This window comes from Marinomonas sp. A3A, from assembly GCF_018336955.1.
GTDB lineage: Bacteria > Pseudomonadota > Gammaproteobacteria > Pseudomonadales > Marinomonadaceae > Marinomonas > Marinomonas lutimaris.
The window spans coordinates 1,979,503-1,998,622 of the sequence record NZ_CP025532.1; the positions used below are offsets into that span (position 1 = coordinate 1,979,503).

The window sequence follows — 19,120 nt, forward strand, 5'->3', positions numbered from 1 at the left end:
AATTTTTTAGATTTGAAAGGGTATTCCATAAAGAATAGTTATATTGTCAAAATGTTAGTTGAAAGCTATATATATCAATATCTTGAGTGCCATATAACTGCGGTTATAGCTATAACCAAAGTTATATGGGTTTGTTTGCGCAGGCTAACTTGATTTTTTATTCAAGCGTTTACTCAAGGCGGGTTGAGACACACCGATTAGACGTGATGCTAGGGATTGATTACCTTGCGCTCGCTTCATGGCCTCTTCAACGAGTAGGTCGTTGATTTCTTGCATGGATGGTAATGGTTGCTCGGCTGGAAAGAACACTCGTGCGCTAGTGTTTTCAAGGTTTGCTTGTTGTAATGAGAGGTTTTCTTTCGTCAACACGTGACGAAAGGTTTCCATCGAGAGAACTTTAGACTGATGACGGCTTACGGCGTCATAAACGAGTGCTTTTAGTTCCCTTATGTTGCCCGGCCACTGGTAATTGGCCAATAGAATCGGCAGTTCCTTGGGGATAGTGGGTTTGTTTTTGCCCATTTCTTCTGCGGCTTGTGTGAGAAAAAAGTCTAGCAACAGAGGTAAGTCATCGACTCGTCGCTGCAAGGACGGGATCTCAACATGATGGATTTTCAAGCGATAGTATAGGTCTTTTCGAAAAGCTCCAGAGGCCTGTTTATCTGTTAGATTTTGATGAGTGGCGGCGACTATTCTGGCACGCAGGCGTTTAGGTCGGTCACTGCCTAGGGGGTAATATTCACCTTCTTGTAATAGACGTAATAATTTGACCTGTGATGTTGGGCTTAAATCGCCAATTTCATCTAAAAACAACGTGCCGCCCGTAGCTTGTTCAATCATACCTGAGCGAGAACTGTCTGCTCCGGTAAAGGCGCCACGACGGTGACCAAATAAGGTGTCAGAAAAGACGTTGTCGTCTAATCCAGCGACATTGACACTTACTAATGGTCCAGCGGTATTACTTAGCTCATGAATAGCTTGAGCTATTTGCTCTTTACCAACGCCGCTTTCACCTGTTATCAGCACGGGTTGTTGGCTTGATGCAATTGATTCAAGGTACTGAAAAATTGCATGCATGTTTTTGTCTTGAGTTATGATATTGGCGAATACGTTAGGTTGTTCTAATGTATTCGTTAATACATGGCGGCGCAGTGCTTGATTTTCGACGTGCATTTCTTGCATACGCACAGCACGTTTAATACCTTCTATTAGACGCTGCTCTTCGGTGGTTTTTACATAATAATCGAAGGCGCCAAGTCGCATACAATCTAATGCGATTTCTAGCTGATTTAAGCCGCTAATGACAATGACATTTATGTCTGGATATTCTGCTACGATTTTTTGTAGTAGCTTATCGCCGGAAATGTAAGGCATGGTCATGTCTAATAGGACGATGCCAATGGGGAGTTCTGCAATCATAGACATGGCGTCACGACTGTCTTGGCACTGGTATAAGTGGCTAAATCCGGCTTTGCGTTCGAGTGCAATGCTCATGCTGCGTAAGAAAGCTTCTTCGTCATCAACTAGTAAAATACCAAACTGAGGGTAAAGGTTTTTTTGCATACAAGAGTTCCTAAAAAGTCTTTTACAAAGAGTCACGAATGAAGTTAAGCAATTGAAAAGGTCAAAACAGCTTTAGTGCCATGCTTGGGTATCGATTCATAAACTAGGCTGCCGCCATGTTCTTGGACGATTTTACTGGATATAGAGAGGCCAAGACCAGTGCCGCCTTCTTCTCGACGAGTGGTAAAAAATGGATCACATAATCGAGTTAAGTTATGAGGCTCTATGCCTTTGCCTTGATCCCAAATTTCTAAACACAAGTGTTGTTCGTCTTTAAGGAAAGTTCGAATGGTAATGGCTTGATTGGAGGTTTCTAGTGCCTGACACGCATTGACGATGAGGTTAATAATCACCTGCTCAATCTTTTGAGCGCTACCATTAAAACGCGGCAGTGGACGGGTATATTCCACATTGAATTGATCACAGCTTTGGCGAATGGTTTTATCAACCAGACGAATAGCGACTTCTAGAATTTCATTGAGATCAACTTGTTCTTTTAAGTCATCAGGTGTTTCACGAGCAAAGTCTTTAAGATCGTTAACGATTCGGCGAATTTTTTGTGTGCCGGTTAGCATATCTTGCAACATAGAAGGAATTTCATCGCGCATTCGACTGTATTCGAGTCCTGCTATATAAAAATCACCATGCTCTTGATAATGGGCCTCTAGGATATCTTCGGCATCGTCATAAAACTCTTGGATCACGGGTAAGTTAAGCAAAAGTAGGCTGCTTGGGTTGTTGATCTCATGGGCGACGCCTGATACTAAAATGCCCAGCGATGCCATTTTGTCTGCTTGCATTAATTGCTTTTGTTGTTGCTTTAACTCGTCGGCGCGACGGCTTACTTCTCGGGTTAGCATGCGGTTCCAGATGACGATACCACCAAGAATCACCAGCAAGACTCCAGAGATACTGCCTGTTATTAGTCCAATTTTTTTCCAAGGAAAACCGTCTTGCTCTAATGGGCCAAGCCATTTGTCGTAGATTTTTTGCTGTCGCCCAGTATTTTTGAGAATGGCGAGACCTTCACTGAATTGGGCGAGAAGGTCGGTATTGCCTTTCATTACGGCATAACCATATTGCTTGGCACCAAAAGGACGACCAACAGGGATGATGTTGGAAAGTTCTAACTCTTTACCAAGGTACAATCCTGGTAAATTAGCGACCAGAGCATAATCGTATTTACCTGCCGACAGTAAGCGCAGTGCTGCTGCGTGGGTGTCGGCCAAAATCAACTTGGCTTTGATGTCACTATGAAGAAAAAAGTCATGCATCACACCGCCACGCTGAACGATTAGTTCTTTGCCTGTGAGTTCGTTCAGGTCATTTACTTTCGCAGTTCCTTTGCGGGCAAAAATAGATTGATGAACTAATGCATGTGGCGGGGAAAAATCGTATTTTTCGGTTCGTCCTGTTGAATAGGCCATGCCTTGTAAAACATCGAGTTGGCCTTGTTCCAAGCGACTGCGAATATCGTCCCAGCTCCCCAGTTTTATTTCGACTTCAATGCCCATGACTTCGGCGATAGCGCGAGTTAATTCCGTGTTGTAGCCATCAGGTTCGCCATCTTCATTGATAAATTCATAAGGTGGGTAATTGAGATCACCACCCACGCGAATCGGATTGTCCGCTAGAGCGAGATTCGCATTGAATACGCTGAAAAGAGCGAAGAGATATAGGTAAATAGATAGCATTACACTGATTCTAGTGGGCATTTTGATAGTTTGTAATTTTTAGAGGTGGCAAATAATAGCATGCTTCGAACATATGGGAGCTGATGTTTATTTTATTGCTACTTTGTTTGAGGGATTTACCTTACGCTGGTCACTAACCAAAAACGTGTTAGCCGTTTAATGAGGATACTATGCAATCAGTGAAAGTAGTTTTTCATATCGATGAAGTCGAAAAGTGGCCATTGCTTCTCGCGAATGTACGAAATCTTGTCAAGGTAGTGGATGTTGCCGTTTCTGCAATTATTGTATTAGTTAACTCAAAAGCGGTGATCATCTTTGATCAGCAGACTTTCAATGGGCATCCTTTTGATAGAAAAGTCCAACCGAATCATATGGATATTGTCAAAGAGTTAGCCCAGCAGGGTGTTGAATTCGCGGTGTGCCAGAATTCACTAACTGGATCGAGTATTTCAATCGAATCTTTACCTGAATATTTAAAGGTTGTTCCTGTTGGTGTGTTGGAGTTGATTGAAAAGCAAACGCAAGGCTTTGCTTATATAAAACCCTAGTGCTAATTCGTTGTATCTGATTAGAATCGAAGCATATAGCGAAAAAAGGCCAGCTAATGTAAATATAGCTGGCCTTTTTTATATCAATGTTTTTTGCTTAAAAGCGTAGGGACTATTTGTTCTCTGCCGCTTTTTCAGCTTGTTGCTTGTCGTAACGTTTTTCCCAGAACTCCGCGCCTTTGATACCAAGGGCTTTCGGGTTAAAGGTGTATTCAGTTACTCCAGATGCTTTTTGGTCTTCGTAATCACGCAATGCTTTCATGGTTGGTTTTGCCATGAAGAAGATGGTGATAATACCAACGATGTTTAACCAAGCCATTAAGCCTACACCAACGTCACCTAGGTTCCAGATGTAACCTGCGGTGTTAACCGTACCATAAGCCACCATGAACATGATAAGCAGTTTTACGAAGGTCAGTGACACGTTAATGTTCAACGCGCGACGTAGATAAGCTACGTTTGTTTCAGCGATGTAGTAATAGGCCAAAATTGTGGTGAATGCGAAGAAGAACAAGGCGATACCGACAAAGACTGGACCTGAACTACCAAATACGCTTGCCAGTGCCATTTGAGTGAAGGCAGGAGAAGCAATGATAGTAGAAGGATCAACGTTTTGTACGATGAATTGACCGTCAGCCAAAGAACCTTGCACGTTGTATTGTTGCGTGATCAAAATCATCAGAGCTGTAGCTGTACAGATGAATAGTGTATCAACGTAAACAGAGAAGGCTTGAACAAGGCCTTGTTGCGCAGGGTGTTGAACTTCTGCTGCAGCGGCTGCATGAGGTCCAGTACCTTGACCGGCTTCGTTAGAGTAAACACCACGTTTTACACCCCAACCAATCGCGGCACCAAAACCTGCTTGAGCAGTAAATGCATCCGTGAAAATTAGGTGGAAAATACCAGGCACTTTGTCTAGGTTTAGGAAAACCACGATCAGTGCCATCACAATGTAACCAAGTGCCATGAAAGGTACGATTACTTGAGTGAAGCTTGCGATACGTTTGATGCCACCGAAGATGATGAATGCTAAGACTACCAAGATAACAGCTAGAGCCACTAATTTAGTTGAACCTACTTCACCAAATGAGCTTGATACAACAACACCTTCACCGAAGATTTGTACTACAGCGTTGCCAACAGAGTTTGCTTGAATGCCTGGTAAGAAAACACCACAGGCAATAATAGAAGACAAAGCAAACAATACGCCTAACCAGCGCCAGCCAAGGCAACGTTCAAAGTAATACGCAGGACCGCCACGGTACTGACCGCCTTCGCTTACTTTATAAAGTTGACCTAAAGTAGATTCTGCATAAGCCGTGCTTGCGCCTAAGAAAGCAACGACCCACATCCAGAAAATAGCACCTGGACCACCAAAACCAATGGCAGCAGCAACGCCTGCAATGTTACCTGTACCAACACGACCGGATAGTGATACCGCAAGTGCTTGGAAAGAAGAAATGCCCTTGTCTGAATCGTTGGAGTTGAACAAAAGTGAACACATTTCTTTGAAATGACGAACTTGAGCAAAACGCGTCAGTATTGAATAAAACAAGCCAGCACCTAAACATAGATAAATTAGGGCAGGGCTCCAAATGACTCCGTTTAAGAAATCAATGAATTCTTGCATAGATAGTCCTCGATAAGATTAGCTCTGTGAGCTTTTTTTAGTTGTTGTAGTAATACTAGAGTGCGGCGGTTGTGGGGATGGCCGCTGTTACTTTGCGGAATATTACCGTTGGAAATGTAAATTGCGCATGAAAAGTGCACCTAAGTGGGGCAAATTTACCACGAAAAAGAAATGAGATCTATTTGTAAAAGAATAGTAGGGGCTATATTTTATAAAAAATATCCCAATGCAAGTAAAAATGCATTGGGATTCAAGGTGATAGTACTTAGATAAAGGTTTTTATTGCGTTTAGTAGGTAAGGGTCAAAGAAGCCTTCTGGAAAGTCCACGTTCATGACTCTGCCAATAGTGACTAAGAATATAACCAGACCAATAGCAATAATCGTTGATTTTAGATAAGACACTTTTGCTAAGAGTTTCAAGAACAAGAGTGAAAATACAAAGGTTGTTGAAATAAAGCCAAATAAGTAATACCCATAAGCAATGACAAAGAAGCCAGCGATATACACCAAATGCATGGATAAGTCTGATGGTATCCTTGTGTGTTTTTCTTTAATGTATTTGCTCAGAATCATTACTACGGAAAATAAGACAATTGCTATGGCAATCATGGGAAATGCTTTTGTTAGCATAGATGTGTCCCAAATATTCGCAAGGGCATAAGTGGCATATACACTCATAATTGCGATTATCCCCCAATCTGTCCAAGAAACCGTTTTGACGATATTGTCTTTTTGGACTTCTTGTGGAGATGGCTCTTCTTTCAAAACGCTTTTCTGCTTCCTTTTTTTCAGAATAGGGGGCAGGACAAAACCGACAATAATGAGTGCGGCAATAGCAATAACCCCAGGACGTAAAAACCAAGAGTAACCGTAAAATTGAATGCTTTGGAAAAAGTAATTCTCCGCTCCAGAAGATAATACAAAGCCAATTAAAAATGCCGGTCTAGGCCAATTTGCCCCTTTCATCATGATACCGAGAGTTGCCACTACACCCAATAAAATAAAGTCGCCTAAGCTTCGTGTTGCCTGATAGGCAGCAAACAAGATAAGAGTCAAAATAATAGGTGTCAGTACTGAAAATTTGATGTAAGTGAGTAGCGATATAGGACGCGTAAAACAAATACAGAAAATTGCACCTAGAATATTAGCCAGAGCAAGAGACCAAATAATGGTGTACGTCAGATCAAGGTGGGTCGTTATCATTGATACGCCCGGTTGGATACCAAGCAACAACATACCGCCTAGAAAAACTGCCGCCGCGCCAGAGCCTGGTACACCGAACAAAATAGTCGGAATCATGCTACCTGATGCGCAGGCATTATTGGCAGACTCAGGAGCGATGACGCCACGAATGTCGCCTTTTCCAAATTGAGATGAGTCTTTACTCGAGTTGATGGCAAAGCTGTATGTCATCCAATCGACGACTGATCCACCGAGGCCTGGGATCGCGCCAATTAAACTGCCGAAGATAGAGGATTTACCCACTAATGGAAGGTTTGCGAATACGTCTTTAAAGCCTTGTTTTAAGCCATGTCCCAGTTTATTTGGTGAAGAGGCAATCGCACTGTTTTTCACTAATAAGCTAATAATTTCAGGTAAAGCAAAAATCCCTAAACCAACCACTACCAATGGAATGCCGTCGTAAAGATAGTCGATATCTAGAGTGAAGCGGAACTCGCCTGTCGCTGGTGCTCCGCCAATAGCGCCTACCAAAAGACCGAAACCACAAGCCGCTAAGCCTTTGTAAACATTGGCGCCGGAAAGAGCAGCGACAACGCTTAGTCCTAGTAGCGTAAGCATAAAGAGCTCCGCTGAGGAAAAGGCTAAAACAACAGGGCGAGCGACGAGAATAAAGACACTTAGCACTATTGCTCCAACCACTCCGCCTATCATTGATGATAAGAACGCGGCAGATAGTGCACGAGCTGCTTGGCCTTTCTTCGCAAGAGGAAAGCCATCCATGACTGTTGCTTGCGATGAACTTGAACCAGGGATACCCATTAACACAGAGGTAAAAGTATCACCAGTAGGTATTACTGCAACGAGTCCCATCAGCATACCAAGACCAACGGAAGGTTCCATCCCATATAAAAAAGGTAAAAGTAAGGACATACCGGCGATGCCACCAAGTCCGGGAATAATGCCGACTACTAATCCAACCAATACACCAGCAATTAGGTAGGTTAGATGGGCAACTGACATTATTTGATCCAGGGCGCTGAGGAACTCAATCATTAACAATCACTCCTAATTTAAAACTACAGCTTACAGCTTGTAATCAAATTTCGTTTTTAGCCAATCGGAAATCCAAGTGTACAACTCAGGAGAAACGGTAATGGCATCGCTAAGATATTGAGCAGCATCAATACCTACAACGTTTTCATAAGGTCCTACTTGTATCTCTGAATCTTTGATAAAGGCAGGATCTTGTAGCATCTGTTTTACTGAGTTTTGGTATGTAAGGATGATGTCACTTGGTGTATCCGCAGGGATGAAAATGACTTTCTGGAAGGCAAATCCAGCCGCTAAGAATTTCTTATAAGCTGTGTATTCCATACCAGATGGTTGTTTACCAAATTTTTTGAAATAGACTTCTTCAAATGTCGGAAGGTCTGCAAAAGCAGGATCTCTAACGATTTCGCCTTTATTATTAAGAATGCCTAATGAAAATAGCGGAATCGCTTTTTTATTATCAACAAGATCAACGACAGAGCTTAAGTAGGCAGAAGACGTTTGAAAATCTATTTTGGCTTCGCCACGCTCAAATGCAAGGCGGCCAGCCCCTCGGCTTTTCATTCCAAAAACGGGTTTTATATCAAGCCCTAACATTTCGAAAGCCAGAAATACGGGTAGTTCTAAACCTGTTGGGCTTTGAGAACCAAACGGTAAAGTAACACCGTTAAGTTTCGCAATATCATTGGCAGAAGAAACACCTAGATCTGGTTGTACGTATACGACACCACCAGTTGGACTAGCCATCAACGGAATCCATTTGTCAAAGTTATAGCGAACACGTTTATCCCCTAACATAAATGGATAAAGTGTTGATGCCGATGTTCCTAAGATATCCTCGCCATTACTTTTTGCGCGTTGAAAAAAAAGATTAGTGCCTGTGATAGAGCCGCCACCCGGTTGGTTTTTTATAACCACAGTTGGGTTGCCTGGTAGGCTTTTGGTTAAATGTGGAGCAACAAAGCGAGCCCAAACATCAGTACCACCACCGACCCCAAATGGAATCGTCCAGTTAATGGTTGACGGAAGTTCAGTATCTTGTGCTTTTGTTGGTAACGCCAATAGGCAGCCAAAAGTTAAGACAGAAACCCCTAAGAGCTTAGAAAGTTTTTTCATTGAATTCACCTTTCTTGTTTTTATGAATGTTTAATACGTTTATTATTTTTTGTATTGATAGTTAATTAAGATAAACCGTACCTGAGAGTATTTTTCTTGCAGTACGGATTACCGATACACTATTTAACGCAGATAAATTGTCTTCCTTGCGTTGAGCGCTAAGCTCGATCTTTCCTGAAGGGTGTTCAAGGGTGAAATGGGACTCGGAGTCTTTATCACCAATGAGTTTTGAGGCTACGGTTCCTGGAAGGCAACACGCAGTCACAATAGCGATACTTCCCGTAACGGCTAATGATTTATGGCATTTATGTGGGACAAAGTAGCGAGCATTGATGGTTCCATCAAAACGAGCTGGAGAAAGTAAAATAGGCTTAGGTATCACAGAGTCTGAAACATTCCCCATACCCATTAGCTCACCTGCCTGAAGGCGAATAACTTCTAAACGAGTCATAAACTCAATATCGTTATCTAGCTCTGCTGGCGTTTCATAGCCGGTTTTTCCAAGATCACTTGCTTGGATTAAAACAACTGGTGTCGCAGCATCAATACAAGTAACTTCTACCGAATCGATAATGTTCAGAGCACTACCAGTGGGTAATAACTTACCTGTTTTTGCGCCCTCTACATTCAAAAATGTTAACTGAATTGGGGCGCCAGGCGAGTTCGTACCGCTAATAATAGTATTTCCGGTATATTCTACTTTGCCTTGAGGAGTTTGTACTGTTGAATGAATAATCTTTCCGGTGTTTAGATTATGAATGCGTACCGTCGTCGTTCCTTCGCTAGCCGGGAATAAGCCAGTTTCTATGGCGTAAGGCGCAACACCCGCAAGCATATTTCCGCAGTTTGGCGCAAAGTCTACAGTTTTCTCTACTATGCCTACTTGAGCAAATAAATAATCAACATCCGCATCTGGGTGAGTTGAAGCGCCAACCATCGCCACTTTGCTTGTTAAGCTATTTCCTCCACCAATGCCATCAAGTTGAAGTTCATGGCCGGATCCCATAATTTTTAACAAAACATCTGCACAGGCATTCCGGTCTTGAGGGAGGTCTGAGATCTGTAAATAGGGTCCTCTTGAGGTGCCGCCACGCATGATGATGCAAGATATGGTTTGTGACATTGTGATAAACCTTTGTTGTTGTAATAGCTTGTAGCTAAAGTCTCACAATCTATATTCGTGCATCAAATGCAAAGATACGTCATAATTGATGTGTAAAACGAATCAATGGGGGCGGTAATGCATCAAATAGAATTTAAAGATTTGGTTATCTTTATACGTATTGCGGAAACAGGGAATTTTCATGATGCCGCTGAATTAACCTTTTTATCTCAGCCGGCTTTGAGCCGGAGGATGCAAAAATTAGAGGCTATTTTAGGTACGCAATTATTTGAACGAACGACTCGAAAAACTTGGCTAACCTCCGTAGGTCGTGAGTTTTTGCCAAAAGCCCGCCGCATGGTAGAGGAGTTTGAGTTGTCTGTTCTAGGCATAAAAGACATGGCTTCTCAGCAGAAAGGTAAAGTCACTATTGCCTGTATCCCCACCGCTGCATTTTATTTTTTGCCCAGTGTTATTAATGTCTTTAATGAACGTTATCCCGGTATTCGTATTCAAATTTTGGACGAAAGTGCCAATCATGGTTTGGAATCAGTTATTCGTGGAGATGCGGACTTTGGTATAAATATGGCCATAGCTCAGCATCCAGAAGTATCTTTTACGCCGCTTCTTGATGATCCATTTGTGGTTTGTTTACGTAAAGATCACCCATTATGTGAGTTAGATGAAGTTTCATGGACGGATATGGAGCCGTATAAATTGATTACTGTAGGTCGTGCCAGCGGTAACCGAATTTTATTGGATAAATCTCTAGCAAGAGATCAAGTGCAGCTGAATAGCTTCTATGAAGTTCAGCATCTGTCTACATCACTTGGTTTGGTGGAAATGGGTTTAGGCATATCTATTGTACCCAAATTAGCCATGCCATTAAGTAGTGCATCGGTATTGACTTCTAGACCGCTCAAAGGCCAAAAAATTGACCGCTCGATTGGTCTTGTCAAACGCAGTTCAACATCGGTATCTCCTGCGGCAGATCTATTTATTAATATCCTGTTGGAGCGCTGGTCGGTTAATTAAGCATGAGATACTGAAAAGGGGCGATAGAACTAAACTTAGGATATTTTAAATAACACAGCTAGTATGGTGTTTCAGTTTAATAGCGTTTGCTATTTCCGTGCATCATCTAGGGCTTCTATGTCTCACTTTCGTGTTCGTTATCAAACCATTGAGTTTGATAAGACCGATATTCATGTGCGTACACTGCGTGATAATCAAGAGTTTTCAGATGACGACAATATTGCGTTAAACCTTGGCATTTCATCTGCAGTATGGCCTTTGTTTGGCGTGATTTGGCCATCTGGTGAAGTGCTCGCTCATCTAATGTTTGAACATGAAATTGATGGTTTAAAAATACTAGAAGTTGGATGTGGTATTGGGTTGGCAAGCTTGGTGCTTAATCATAGATTTGCTAATATTACGGCCACGGACTATCACCCTGAAGCAGGCAATTTTCTTAAAGCAAATACGCTACTGAATGGCGATCCGCCGATACCTTTTATTAGGGCGAGCTGGCAAGATCCGAGTACTGACTTAGGCAAATACGATTGTATTATCGGCAGCGATATTTTGTATGAACGGTTCCATGTCGATCTTTTATCCGCTTTTATTGAAAAGCATGCGGCAGAGAATTGTTTGGTGTTACTGGTGGACCTTGGCCGTGGCCACCATGCTCCTTTTAGTAAAAAAATGATTCTTTTGGGCTATTCTCATCATCAACGAAAACCTGGCGCGACAAATTACTTAGCGTCGCCATTTAAAGGGCAAATTTTGTCGTACCAGAAAGGCGTGGCTAAAACCTAAATATCCTAATTTGAGTTATCAATTGAATATAAAAATGCCGAGCTTTCGTTCGGCATTTTTATGACGATGACTTATTTGGTTCTGCGTATGTCGTATTTTTTCTCGTTGTAAAGCCAAGTTCCTAACAGTGGATGTGCAATGGCTTGGTTTATTAAATCCTCACTGACGTCTTCATCTGGTATTAGGATCGTACTTTCATAGCTGAAGGTTTTTGGCAATTTTTTCGGCTGCAATATAACAACTTTACCGTTTTTTAAGAAAGCTTGGTTTTCATTGAATTGCATAATCGCCCGTCCCACATAATCATCACCGACTTTTGTTAAGTCTTGGCCAATCATTGGGTGTTCGGAATCAACGCCAATTAATGATAAAAGTGTTGGCGCTAAGTCTATTTGGCTAGCCAATCGACTATCTCTTTTAGGTTTTATTCCATCGCCTATGATTAAAGCAGGTATATGAAAGCTTGGAATGGGCACTAAATCAGAGCGGGTGGTGCGTGCGTCATGATCGGCAACCACTAAGAATACGGTATCTTTCCAATAGTCCTCTTGTTTTGCCAGTCTAAAAAAGTGACCTATTGAATAGTCTGAGTATTTAACAGCATTCTCACGAGTCGCTTTTGGTGAATTGTAAAGCTCAATTTTGTTGTCAGGGAATTCAAATGGGTCGTGGTTTGAGGAGCTAAAGACCAAGCTGAAAAAAGGTTTTCCTGTCTTTGATTTTGCGACAAAGTCTTGATTGGCTTTCGTGAAAAGGTCTTCATCGCTTACTCCCCAAGAGCCTACAAATTCTGGGTTTACAAAGTCTTTCTCTTCGATAATGGAGTTGAAGCCATTGCCTAAGAAAAAAGTTTTCATATTATCAAAATGAGCCCCACCACCATAAATGAAATTGGTGTCATAACCTTGCTTACCAAGTAACTTGGCGATCGTGAAAAAGTTAGTTTGTGAATTAGGGAGTTTTACTGTGCTTCGCGCTGGAGTAGGAACAAAGCCAGTGATAACTGCTTCTATGCCGCGTACTGAGCGAGTTCCTGTCGCATATAAATTGTTGAATGACCAAGCTTCAGGCACTAATTTATCGTATTCAGGTGTTAAAGGAAGTCCACCCAGACTGCCAACGAATTGTGCCCCTAAGCTTTCTTCAAGAATGATAACGAGGTTTTTTGGGCGATCAAAATGTAACGTTGCTTGTTGTGTGTGCAAAGTCGGAAATTCTTCTGATGTAAACTGATCTTTTTCTAGCCCCATAGCCTTATGAATTTCAGTAATCACCTTGTCCTGATTCATTTTTGGGTATAGTTCAAATGAGCTTACTTCATCGGCCATTTGACTCACCGCATACATAAGTGAATAGGTCGAGTTAAGCGTTAAGCTGTTGACTAGAGGGTCATTAGTAAATGCGGTATAGCTTGGGTTGATTGGTCGGTGTTGTAGACTGGAACGAGCGCCAAGAAAAGCAAGGCAAAAAATGATCGCAACTAACACGGGGCGCTCGAACCATTTAGGTTGCGGACGGTTGGTTATGCTCTGTTTTCGGAAAAACTGGTAGGCCAAAATAACAGTGATAGTGGTAATTAATGAGGTTAGAAGTAAAGTGAGCTTATGGCCTTCAATAAGCATAGAAAATACTTCTTTCGGGTAGAGCAAATATTCTACGAAAAGGCGGTTAGGTCTTAGACTGTATTCTTCAATAAAAGCTGGAGTCGAAGCTTCCATGAAAATGAGTAGAACAAAGGTACAGGTTAACCAGACTCGAGTAAGAAAATCCCAAATACGATTGATATAGGGTATGCCAGAGATAAGTAAGCTGATAACCGCTGGTATGCCAATGATGTATGAGATGGACGCGATATCGATACGTAAGCCGAAACCAAGCAATGTGATCCAATCGGCAATACTATCGATTCGATCATATTTCCAGATCATCAGTAACAAACGGCTTAGGGACAAGCAAAGCAGGGTGAGAGCTAAAAAAAACAAATACGGTCTGAGAGGAGACAGAGCACGTAATATCGAGCTTTTTTCTTTTGGCATATCTTATCTCTATAAATTATTATATGTGACTAATTTATAGTAGATAAAGTAAAAAAAAGGTAAAAATGGCGTATATTTTTTACTTGATTTCTCGGCATTTTTTGTAAAGATCCAGCTCTGGCTTATAGACGGATGTTGTTACATCCATTATGCCAAGCAGAGAGTGGAAGATGTAATCTTGCGATATGCTACTATTTTGAGCTTCATTTTTTAGGCAAGCTTGATCTATATTTTTAGTTTTTTCGAAGTCGTCAGACATCCATAGCATGAGCGGAACTCTGCGTTGGTAAATTGGGGCAAATGAGTAGGGAAGGCCGTGCAAAAATACGCCATTTTCCCCTAGTGACTCACCATGATCTGAAAGATATAAAAGCCCAGTATTATACTGGTCGCTAACGCCTTTAAGTTTGTCAATAAGTTTGCTAATGACAAAATCGGTATAATGAATAGTATTATCATAAGAATTTATAATGCTTTCTGAAGAACAATTTTCAACATCATTTCTCTGACAATCCGGTGCGAACTTTTTTTGATTATCTGGATAGCGTTTAAAATAATTTGGTCCATGGCTTCCCATCAAATGTATAAAGATAATTCTATTGCCTTGCATATTTTTAATGTCGGAATCTAAGTTTTCCAATAGAGCCATATCGTAGCAGTTGTTGCCATTACAGAATTCACTTATTTCTTCACGATTTAATGTTGTTTTAGTTATATTGTCAGCGACATCTTTATCACCGCCATCATTTTCTTTCCAAAGTAATGAAATACCTGCCCTTTTAAGAATGTCGATAGCATTATCTTGGTGCTTGGCGATAGATTCCTGGTATTCCTCTCTTGTTAGAGCGGAAAACATACAAGGTACAGATACGGCGGTTGCTGTGCCACAAGAGGCGACATCTTTAAATGAAATAACATTTTGTTTGCTAGTGTACTCATTGGTTGGTCTTGGGTAGCCGTTCAATTGATAGTTTTGTGAACGTGCTGTTTCGCCCAGAACAAAGAAAAATAGCGTTGGCTTTTTTGACGTGTTGCTAGAGATTTGCTTTGCATCTTCACCGATCTTTTTGTAAACCACTGGGATCGAAAAATAGGTGCTTCTTATGTATTTATAAGAGCTTGAAAGGTAGTAGGTTGGAACGATCATTTCTTTCAATTCACTGTTTTTCCGACCAATATAGCTTAAATCTTTAAAGTAAAAAAAAGCGATAAGAAGAATGATAAGAATAGAAATAAAGATTGATACTAGTTTTTTTATTATACTAACTCGTTTTTTTATCTTCACAAAAGCCACCACTAATGATGGAATGATACCGGTAATAGTAACCCAAAATATAGAGTGAACACTTAAGTAAGACTTGGCTTCACCAATATCAGTCTCAAAGGTGTTCTGAATCATTCCATAATCGACAGATATACCATAATTATATATCACATAACTGACTATGCTGGAGGTTAAAATCAGGAAAATAAAAATTGGTTTAGCAATATAGGGCCAACTAATCAGATTGAATAAAATATTGGTAATAGCAAATATAAAAATTGGCATGGATAAAAAAAGACCAATATTCATAGAATTAGATTTTTCTAAAATATCGTATAGCTTGATATAGAATGGAATGTTTATAATTAAAGCATAATATAAAGCAATCAATATGGACAATTGAAAATAGGATTTTTTATTGATTTTTGATAATGATTCTAATTTTAAGTTCATCTGAGATTGCCACTTTTTGCTAAATTAACAGTAAGCATAAGCTTAGTTTCTATTTTTTTTATAGCAACTTTTCTTTTGTGGATTAAAAAGTATTTTTAGTGTGTTTTTTGTTTTTTGCTGTGGTTTTTTTATATTTTTTTCATATATTGAGTGTGTTTTTGAGAAAAAATGGATTTTCGTCTAGGGTAGAGATAATAGGGAGAGCAGCCTTTCTTCAATCGCATTAAAATAAGATAGTAGAAAGGCTGAAAGGCGAGTGGGTTTGCATAGTTAAGAGTAGGAATTTTTGCTTAGTCTTTTTTCTCTATGGTGATTTCTAGCGTCTTGCTGTTGCCCGCAAACCACTTCTGTACATAAAGCGACCCCATAATTGGGGCTTTTCCTTCTTCAGGTACTTCTTGATAACGCACGCTGTTTTTAGTTTCTTTCTCGTATTCGAATGTGACAGTTGTTTTAGACATTGTTGCTTCCTTAATTAGTTAACTTTTCATCAGATTTTTTCTGAAATATAAGTGCTTTTAGTCCGCTTTCGATATCGATATCTAAAAACTCTGGAGGGTTAGTGAGTCGATATTGATATTCTAAGTTTGGTGCTTCTTCGCGCATGCCATCAATTAAAAATTGCGCAGGAATGCTTGGGTCGTTGACACAGGCAAGTACTTGACCATTTTCGGTTAATAACTCAGGTAAGCGGCGCAATATTTTTTGATAATCTTTAGTTAAAGCAAAGCTGCCACGCTGGAATGTAGGCGGATCTATAATGATAAGATCATATTCGCCATATTTTTTGATTTTGCCCCAAGATTTGAAAATATCATGGGCGAAGAATTTCACACAGTTTAAATCATGTTGATTGAGGCGGTGGTTTTCTCTGCCACGGCTCAGAACCGCTTTAGCCATGTCTAGATTAACCACGAAATCTGCACCACCCGTTATGGCAGCTACAGAGAAGCCGCAGGTATAAGCAAATAGATTGAGTACGCGTTTGTGTTGGCTGTTTTCTTTTACCCAGCGTCGTCCGTATCGCATATCTAGAAAAAGACCAGAGTTCTGATTCTTACCTAGATCGAGCTGAAAAAGTAGGCCTTCTTCGTTAACGATCTGTTGCTCTTGATAATTCCCCCAGAGGCATTCAGTCGGGCTTCGTTCACGGCTTCGGTGCTGAAGTAATAGCGATTGTGCTTTGCTACCATTCCATTCTGGTTTATTTGTCCAATTGATGATTTCTTCATTCAGTTTGTCTAGTTCATCGAATGTTGGCTCTTTAAATAGAGCTACCAAGATTTGCCCTTCAAGCCAGTCTACTGTGATCTGTTCTAAACCTGGAAAACAGCGTCCTCGCCCATGAAATAGTCGTTGAGCACCTTGTGGAAGTTGGGCTAGCTTAAGCAAAACGTGTTCAGTAAGTGTTGCGAGTGACTGCGTGTCCATAAAATAAGTATTCTGATGGTGATGAAATAAGAGCACGTATTTTACTGATAACAAGCCAAGAGGCCAGAAAAAGCCAAAATAAGGTGTTCAGAAGGAAGATATTCGGTGTTTCGGTAGAAAATATTCATCGAGCCAGTGGTTGGCTCGATGAATATTGAGTTGTTAGAAATAGAATTATTGACGCTTCCAGCGATAAATATCAATTAACAAAAAGGCGAGTAAGCTAACGCCCATAACTGGCATACTTATACCCATTGCAATAGCGATTAGTACGGTGATTATTTTTTGTGGACCAGTCAGTCTTGCCCATGCTTGCAATAATGGTTTAGACGTTGATCCGGCCTGTGGGCGGCGAATCCACCACATTCTGTACCCCCAAATAATCATAAAGCATAGGGATAATCCAAATGCCGTCAGTATTATTTGGTTTACAACACCAAACAAAACACCCATGTGAGCATCAATGCCCCAGCGAATCAGCTTGGCAACAATAGGGAAAGTGGCAAAATCGGCACGACTGGTGATAGTCATAGTACTAGCATCAACGGCAACACTGTCTACTTGAGTCGGCCAAGATCGATCGATCTCACTTACTCGCCATGCTTTGTCTTTTGTTGATGAAGGTCTTATTTCTAGCTTATTGGCATCAATTCCTGCGTCTCTTGCTGCCTTGAGTACACCATCAAACAGAGCATCAACATTTTCAAATTTTTCCGCCGTTTGCTTCTTTGTCTGCATGTTGTGATGACTTGAATGATTGAGATGATCTGCATGCTCATCTGACATCATCATATTGTGATCTATAGTTGTCAGGTCTTGTGAGACTGAAGGTGTTATCCAGCCAATGCTATTGCGCAAAGTACTGATGTTATCGCCAGCCCATTTTGACCAAGTTAACCCCGTAATAGAAACAAAGATCAGGCCAACAAAAAGACAAAGACCAACTTGATAATGGCGGCGGCGCTTACGCAGATGTTCTGTTTTGCTCGCGAATTCTGCTTTGTTTTTCTTGCCCCCCTTATACCAAAGGAAAAGTCCACCAAGCGCTGCAATCCAAAGCCAAGATGCGGCAAGCTCACTGTAATATCGACCGAACTCTCCCAAGAGCAATTGGCGATGCATAAAGTCTATGGTCGTTCTAAAGGGTAATACACCGCTTGTACCGTAAACAGGTAAGTTGCCTGTCACTTCAAGTGTGACTGGATCAATAAATATTGCTCTAGCACCAGATAGCTCAGCCTCTTTATCAAGAAACATCACGCGTGTTGTATCACCTTTTTCTGGTGCTGGGCGAACAGCGAATAGGGTCAGATCTTTTGTTAGCTGAGATTTCGCTACTGCAATTTGTTGGGAGAGAGGCTTATTCTCGCCCACGCTTTGTGTTGTTAGAACATCTTTATAGATGGCGTTTTCAATTTGTGGCGTAATCACATAGATAGTTCCCGTGAGAGCCGCTACAAAGATGAATGGGCCTATGAAAAGGCCAATATAAAAATGCAGTCGTGTAATTAAAAGTAGTATCGCATTTGAAGAAGATTCGGATGCCTTGTTATTCGTTTTTGTCGACATTGTAATTTCTCGTCTTATAGAAAAGGGCAAAATAACGCCTCTGAGTGACAATCTCACTTTTCTATCATCATGAAAGACGCGCACATAAATATCTGTTCAGTGTTGAATCTGAATAGGGCTGCGTCGTTTTTTTTATATAAATTATGGTACTAATTAGACCGAAATTACAGGTGGTGCTCTGGGGAGAATGGAGGTGAAGGGCACATTATATTTGTGCGAAATAGTCGTCGTTACCATGTTTGGGTAACGGCTTTGTGTTAGTGGAACAAGTTCAAAGGTTTTGGCGTCCATCCAGTTTAGATGAAAGAGCAGGGAACAATAACCGCAGGCTTCTAATAAATTAGCGCTTTCACCGTGCGCGTGATGCCCGTGGTGACTAATATGTGCAGAGCTTACTCGTTTTTGCTTGCTGTTCGCTTGCTCGGAAAGCATTTTGGCATGGTCGTGCCCTGGCATACCCATGGCTTCCATCTCCATGTTTTCCATAGACATTGGCGCCATGGTTGGCTGGGACGAAAGTGCATTGCTTATTTGTGAGAACAGCGGACCAAAATAAATAAGAAAAACAGCAAACAAGCAAACACACACAGCGAACTGTGTGAGTTTATTTCGATGGCTCTTGAGTTGAGAGCTTTTTGATTGAAAGTACACTGTGCTTGTCTT

At 41.1% G+C, this 19,120-nt stretch carries 15 protein-coding genes; 3 read left to right on the plus strand and 12 right to left on the minus strand.

What is annotated here, in order from left to right; translation table 11 throughout:
- Nucleotides 1-144: 144 nt before the first annotated feature.
- On the minus strand, nucleotides 145-1,563 hold the full coding sequence (locus tag CYL31_RS09150) for a sigma-54-dependent transcriptional regulator (RefSeq protein WP_212918601.1): 1,419 nt from the start codon (nucleotides 1,561-1,563) through the stop codon (nucleotides 145-147).
- A gap of 44 nt (nucleotides 1,564-1,607) precedes the next feature.
- Entirely contained in the window at nucleotides 1,608-3,257 is a 1,650-nt protein-coding gene (locus tag CYL31_RS09155) for a transporter substrate-binding domain-containing protein (RefSeq protein WP_249411748.1), read from the minus strand.
- A gap of 170 nt (nucleotides 3,258-3,427) precedes the next feature.
- Here CYL31_RS09155 and CYL31_RS09160 point away from each other — a divergent pair, with 170 nt between their 5' ends.
- Nucleotides 3,428-3,805: a DsrE family protein gene (locus CYL31_RS09160; protein WP_212918603.1), complete on the plus strand. Its 378-nt coding sequence runs from the start codon at nucleotides 3,428-3,430 to the stop codon at nucleotides 3,803-3,805.
- A 112-nt stretch (nucleotides 3,806-3,917) separates the two neighbouring features.
- Here the strand turns inward: CYL31_RS09160 and CYL31_RS09165 are convergent, their stop codons facing one another.
- The 4 genes from CYL31_RS09165 to CYL31_RS09180 all read right to left on the minus strand — a co-directional run bounded on the left by CYL31_RS09165 (nucleotide 3,918) and on the right by CYL31_RS09180 (nucleotide 9,907).
- Nucleotides 3,918-5,435, minus strand: coding sequence for an alanine/glycine:cation symporter family protein (locus CYL31_RS09165; RefSeq protein ID WP_212918604.1), 1,518 nt, complete (start codon nucleotides 5,433-5,435; stop codon nucleotides 3,918-3,920).
- 265 nt (nucleotides 5,436-5,700) lie between these two features.
- On the minus strand, nucleotides 5,701-7,671 hold the full coding sequence (locus CYL31_RS09170; RefSeq protein WP_212918605.1) for a tripartite tricarboxylate transporter permease: 1,971 nt from the start codon (nucleotides 7,669-7,671) through the stop codon (nucleotides 5,701-5,703).
- A gap of 30 nt (nucleotides 7,672-7,701) precedes the next feature.
- Nucleotides 7,702-8,784, minus strand: coding sequence for a Bug family tripartite tricarboxylate transporter substrate binding protein (locus CYL31_RS09175; protein ID WP_212918606.1), 1,083 nt, complete (start codon nucleotides 8,782-8,784; stop codon nucleotides 7,702-7,704).
- A gap of 61 nt (nucleotides 8,785-8,845) precedes the next feature.
- Nucleotides 8,846-9,907 (minus strand): 4-oxalomesaconate tautomerase, encoded by a 1,062-nt coding sequence (locus CYL31_RS09180; RefSeq protein ID WP_072840901.1) that lies wholly within the window; start codon nucleotides 9,905-9,907, stop codon nucleotides 8,846-8,848.
- Between the two features lie 117 nt (nucleotides 9,908-10,024).
- Between CYL31_RS09180 and CYL31_RS09185 the strand changes: the two genes are divergently transcribed.
- Nucleotides 10,025-10,921 carry a LysR family transcriptional regulator gene (locus CYL31_RS09185; RefSeq protein WP_212918607.1) on the plus strand — a complete coding sequence of 299 codons (897 nt, stop codon included), beginning with the start codon at nucleotides 10,025-10,027 and terminating at the stop codon, nucleotides 10,919-10,921.
- A gap of 117 nt (nucleotides 10,922-11,038) precedes the next feature.
- On the plus strand, nucleotides 11,039-11,704 hold the full coding sequence (locus CYL31_RS09190; protein ID WP_212918608.1) for a class I SAM-dependent methyltransferase: 666 nt from the start codon (nucleotides 11,039-11,041) through the stop codon (nucleotides 11,702-11,704).
- A 71-nt stretch (nucleotides 11,705-11,775) separates the two neighbouring features.
- Here CYL31_RS09190 and CYL31_RS09195 read toward each other — a convergent pair whose 3' ends face one another.
- The 6 genes from CYL31_RS09195 to CYL31_RS09220 all read right to left on the minus strand — a co-directional run bounded on the left by CYL31_RS09195 (nucleotide 11,776) and on the right by CYL31_RS09220 (nucleotide 19,108).
- Entirely contained in the window at nucleotides 11,776-13,740 is a 1,965-nt protein-coding gene (locus CYL31_RS09195) for an LTA synthase family protein (RefSeq protein WP_212918609.1), read from the minus strand.
- A gap of 79 nt (nucleotides 13,741-13,819) precedes the next feature.
- A complete protein-coding gene (locus CYL31_RS09200; protein ID WP_212918610.1) occupies nucleotides 13,820-15,457 on the minus strand; it encodes a phosphoethanolamine transferase in 1,638 nt (545 codons plus the stop codon).
- A gap of 290 nt (nucleotides 15,458-15,747) precedes the next feature.
- Nucleotides 15,748-15,918 (minus strand): hypothetical protein, encoded by a 171-nt coding sequence (locus CYL31_RS09205; protein WP_012069620.1) that lies wholly within the window; start codon nucleotides 15,916-15,918, stop codon nucleotides 15,748-15,750.
- A 10-nt stretch (nucleotides 15,919-15,928) separates the two neighbouring features.
- Complete coding sequence (locus CYL31_RS09210; protein ID WP_212918611.1) at nucleotides 15,929-16,888, minus strand: class I SAM-dependent methyltransferase; 960 nt, start codon at nucleotides 16,886-16,888, stop codon at nucleotides 15,929-15,931.
- Nucleotides 16,889-17,062: 174 nt separating this feature from the next.
- On the minus strand, nucleotides 17,063-18,457 hold the full coding sequence (locus CYL31_RS09215; protein WP_212918612.1) for a PepSY-associated TM helix domain-containing protein: 1,395 nt from the start codon (nucleotides 18,455-18,457) through the stop codon (nucleotides 17,063-17,065).
- A gap of 153 nt (nucleotides 18,458-18,610) precedes the next feature.
- Nucleotides 18,611-19,108: a DUF2946 domain-containing protein gene (locus CYL31_RS09220; RefSeq protein WP_212918613.1), complete on the minus strand. Its 498-nt coding sequence runs from the start codon at nucleotides 19,106-19,108 to the stop codon at nucleotides 18,611-18,613.
- Between the last annotated feature and the right edge of the window lie 12 nt (nucleotides 19,109-19,120).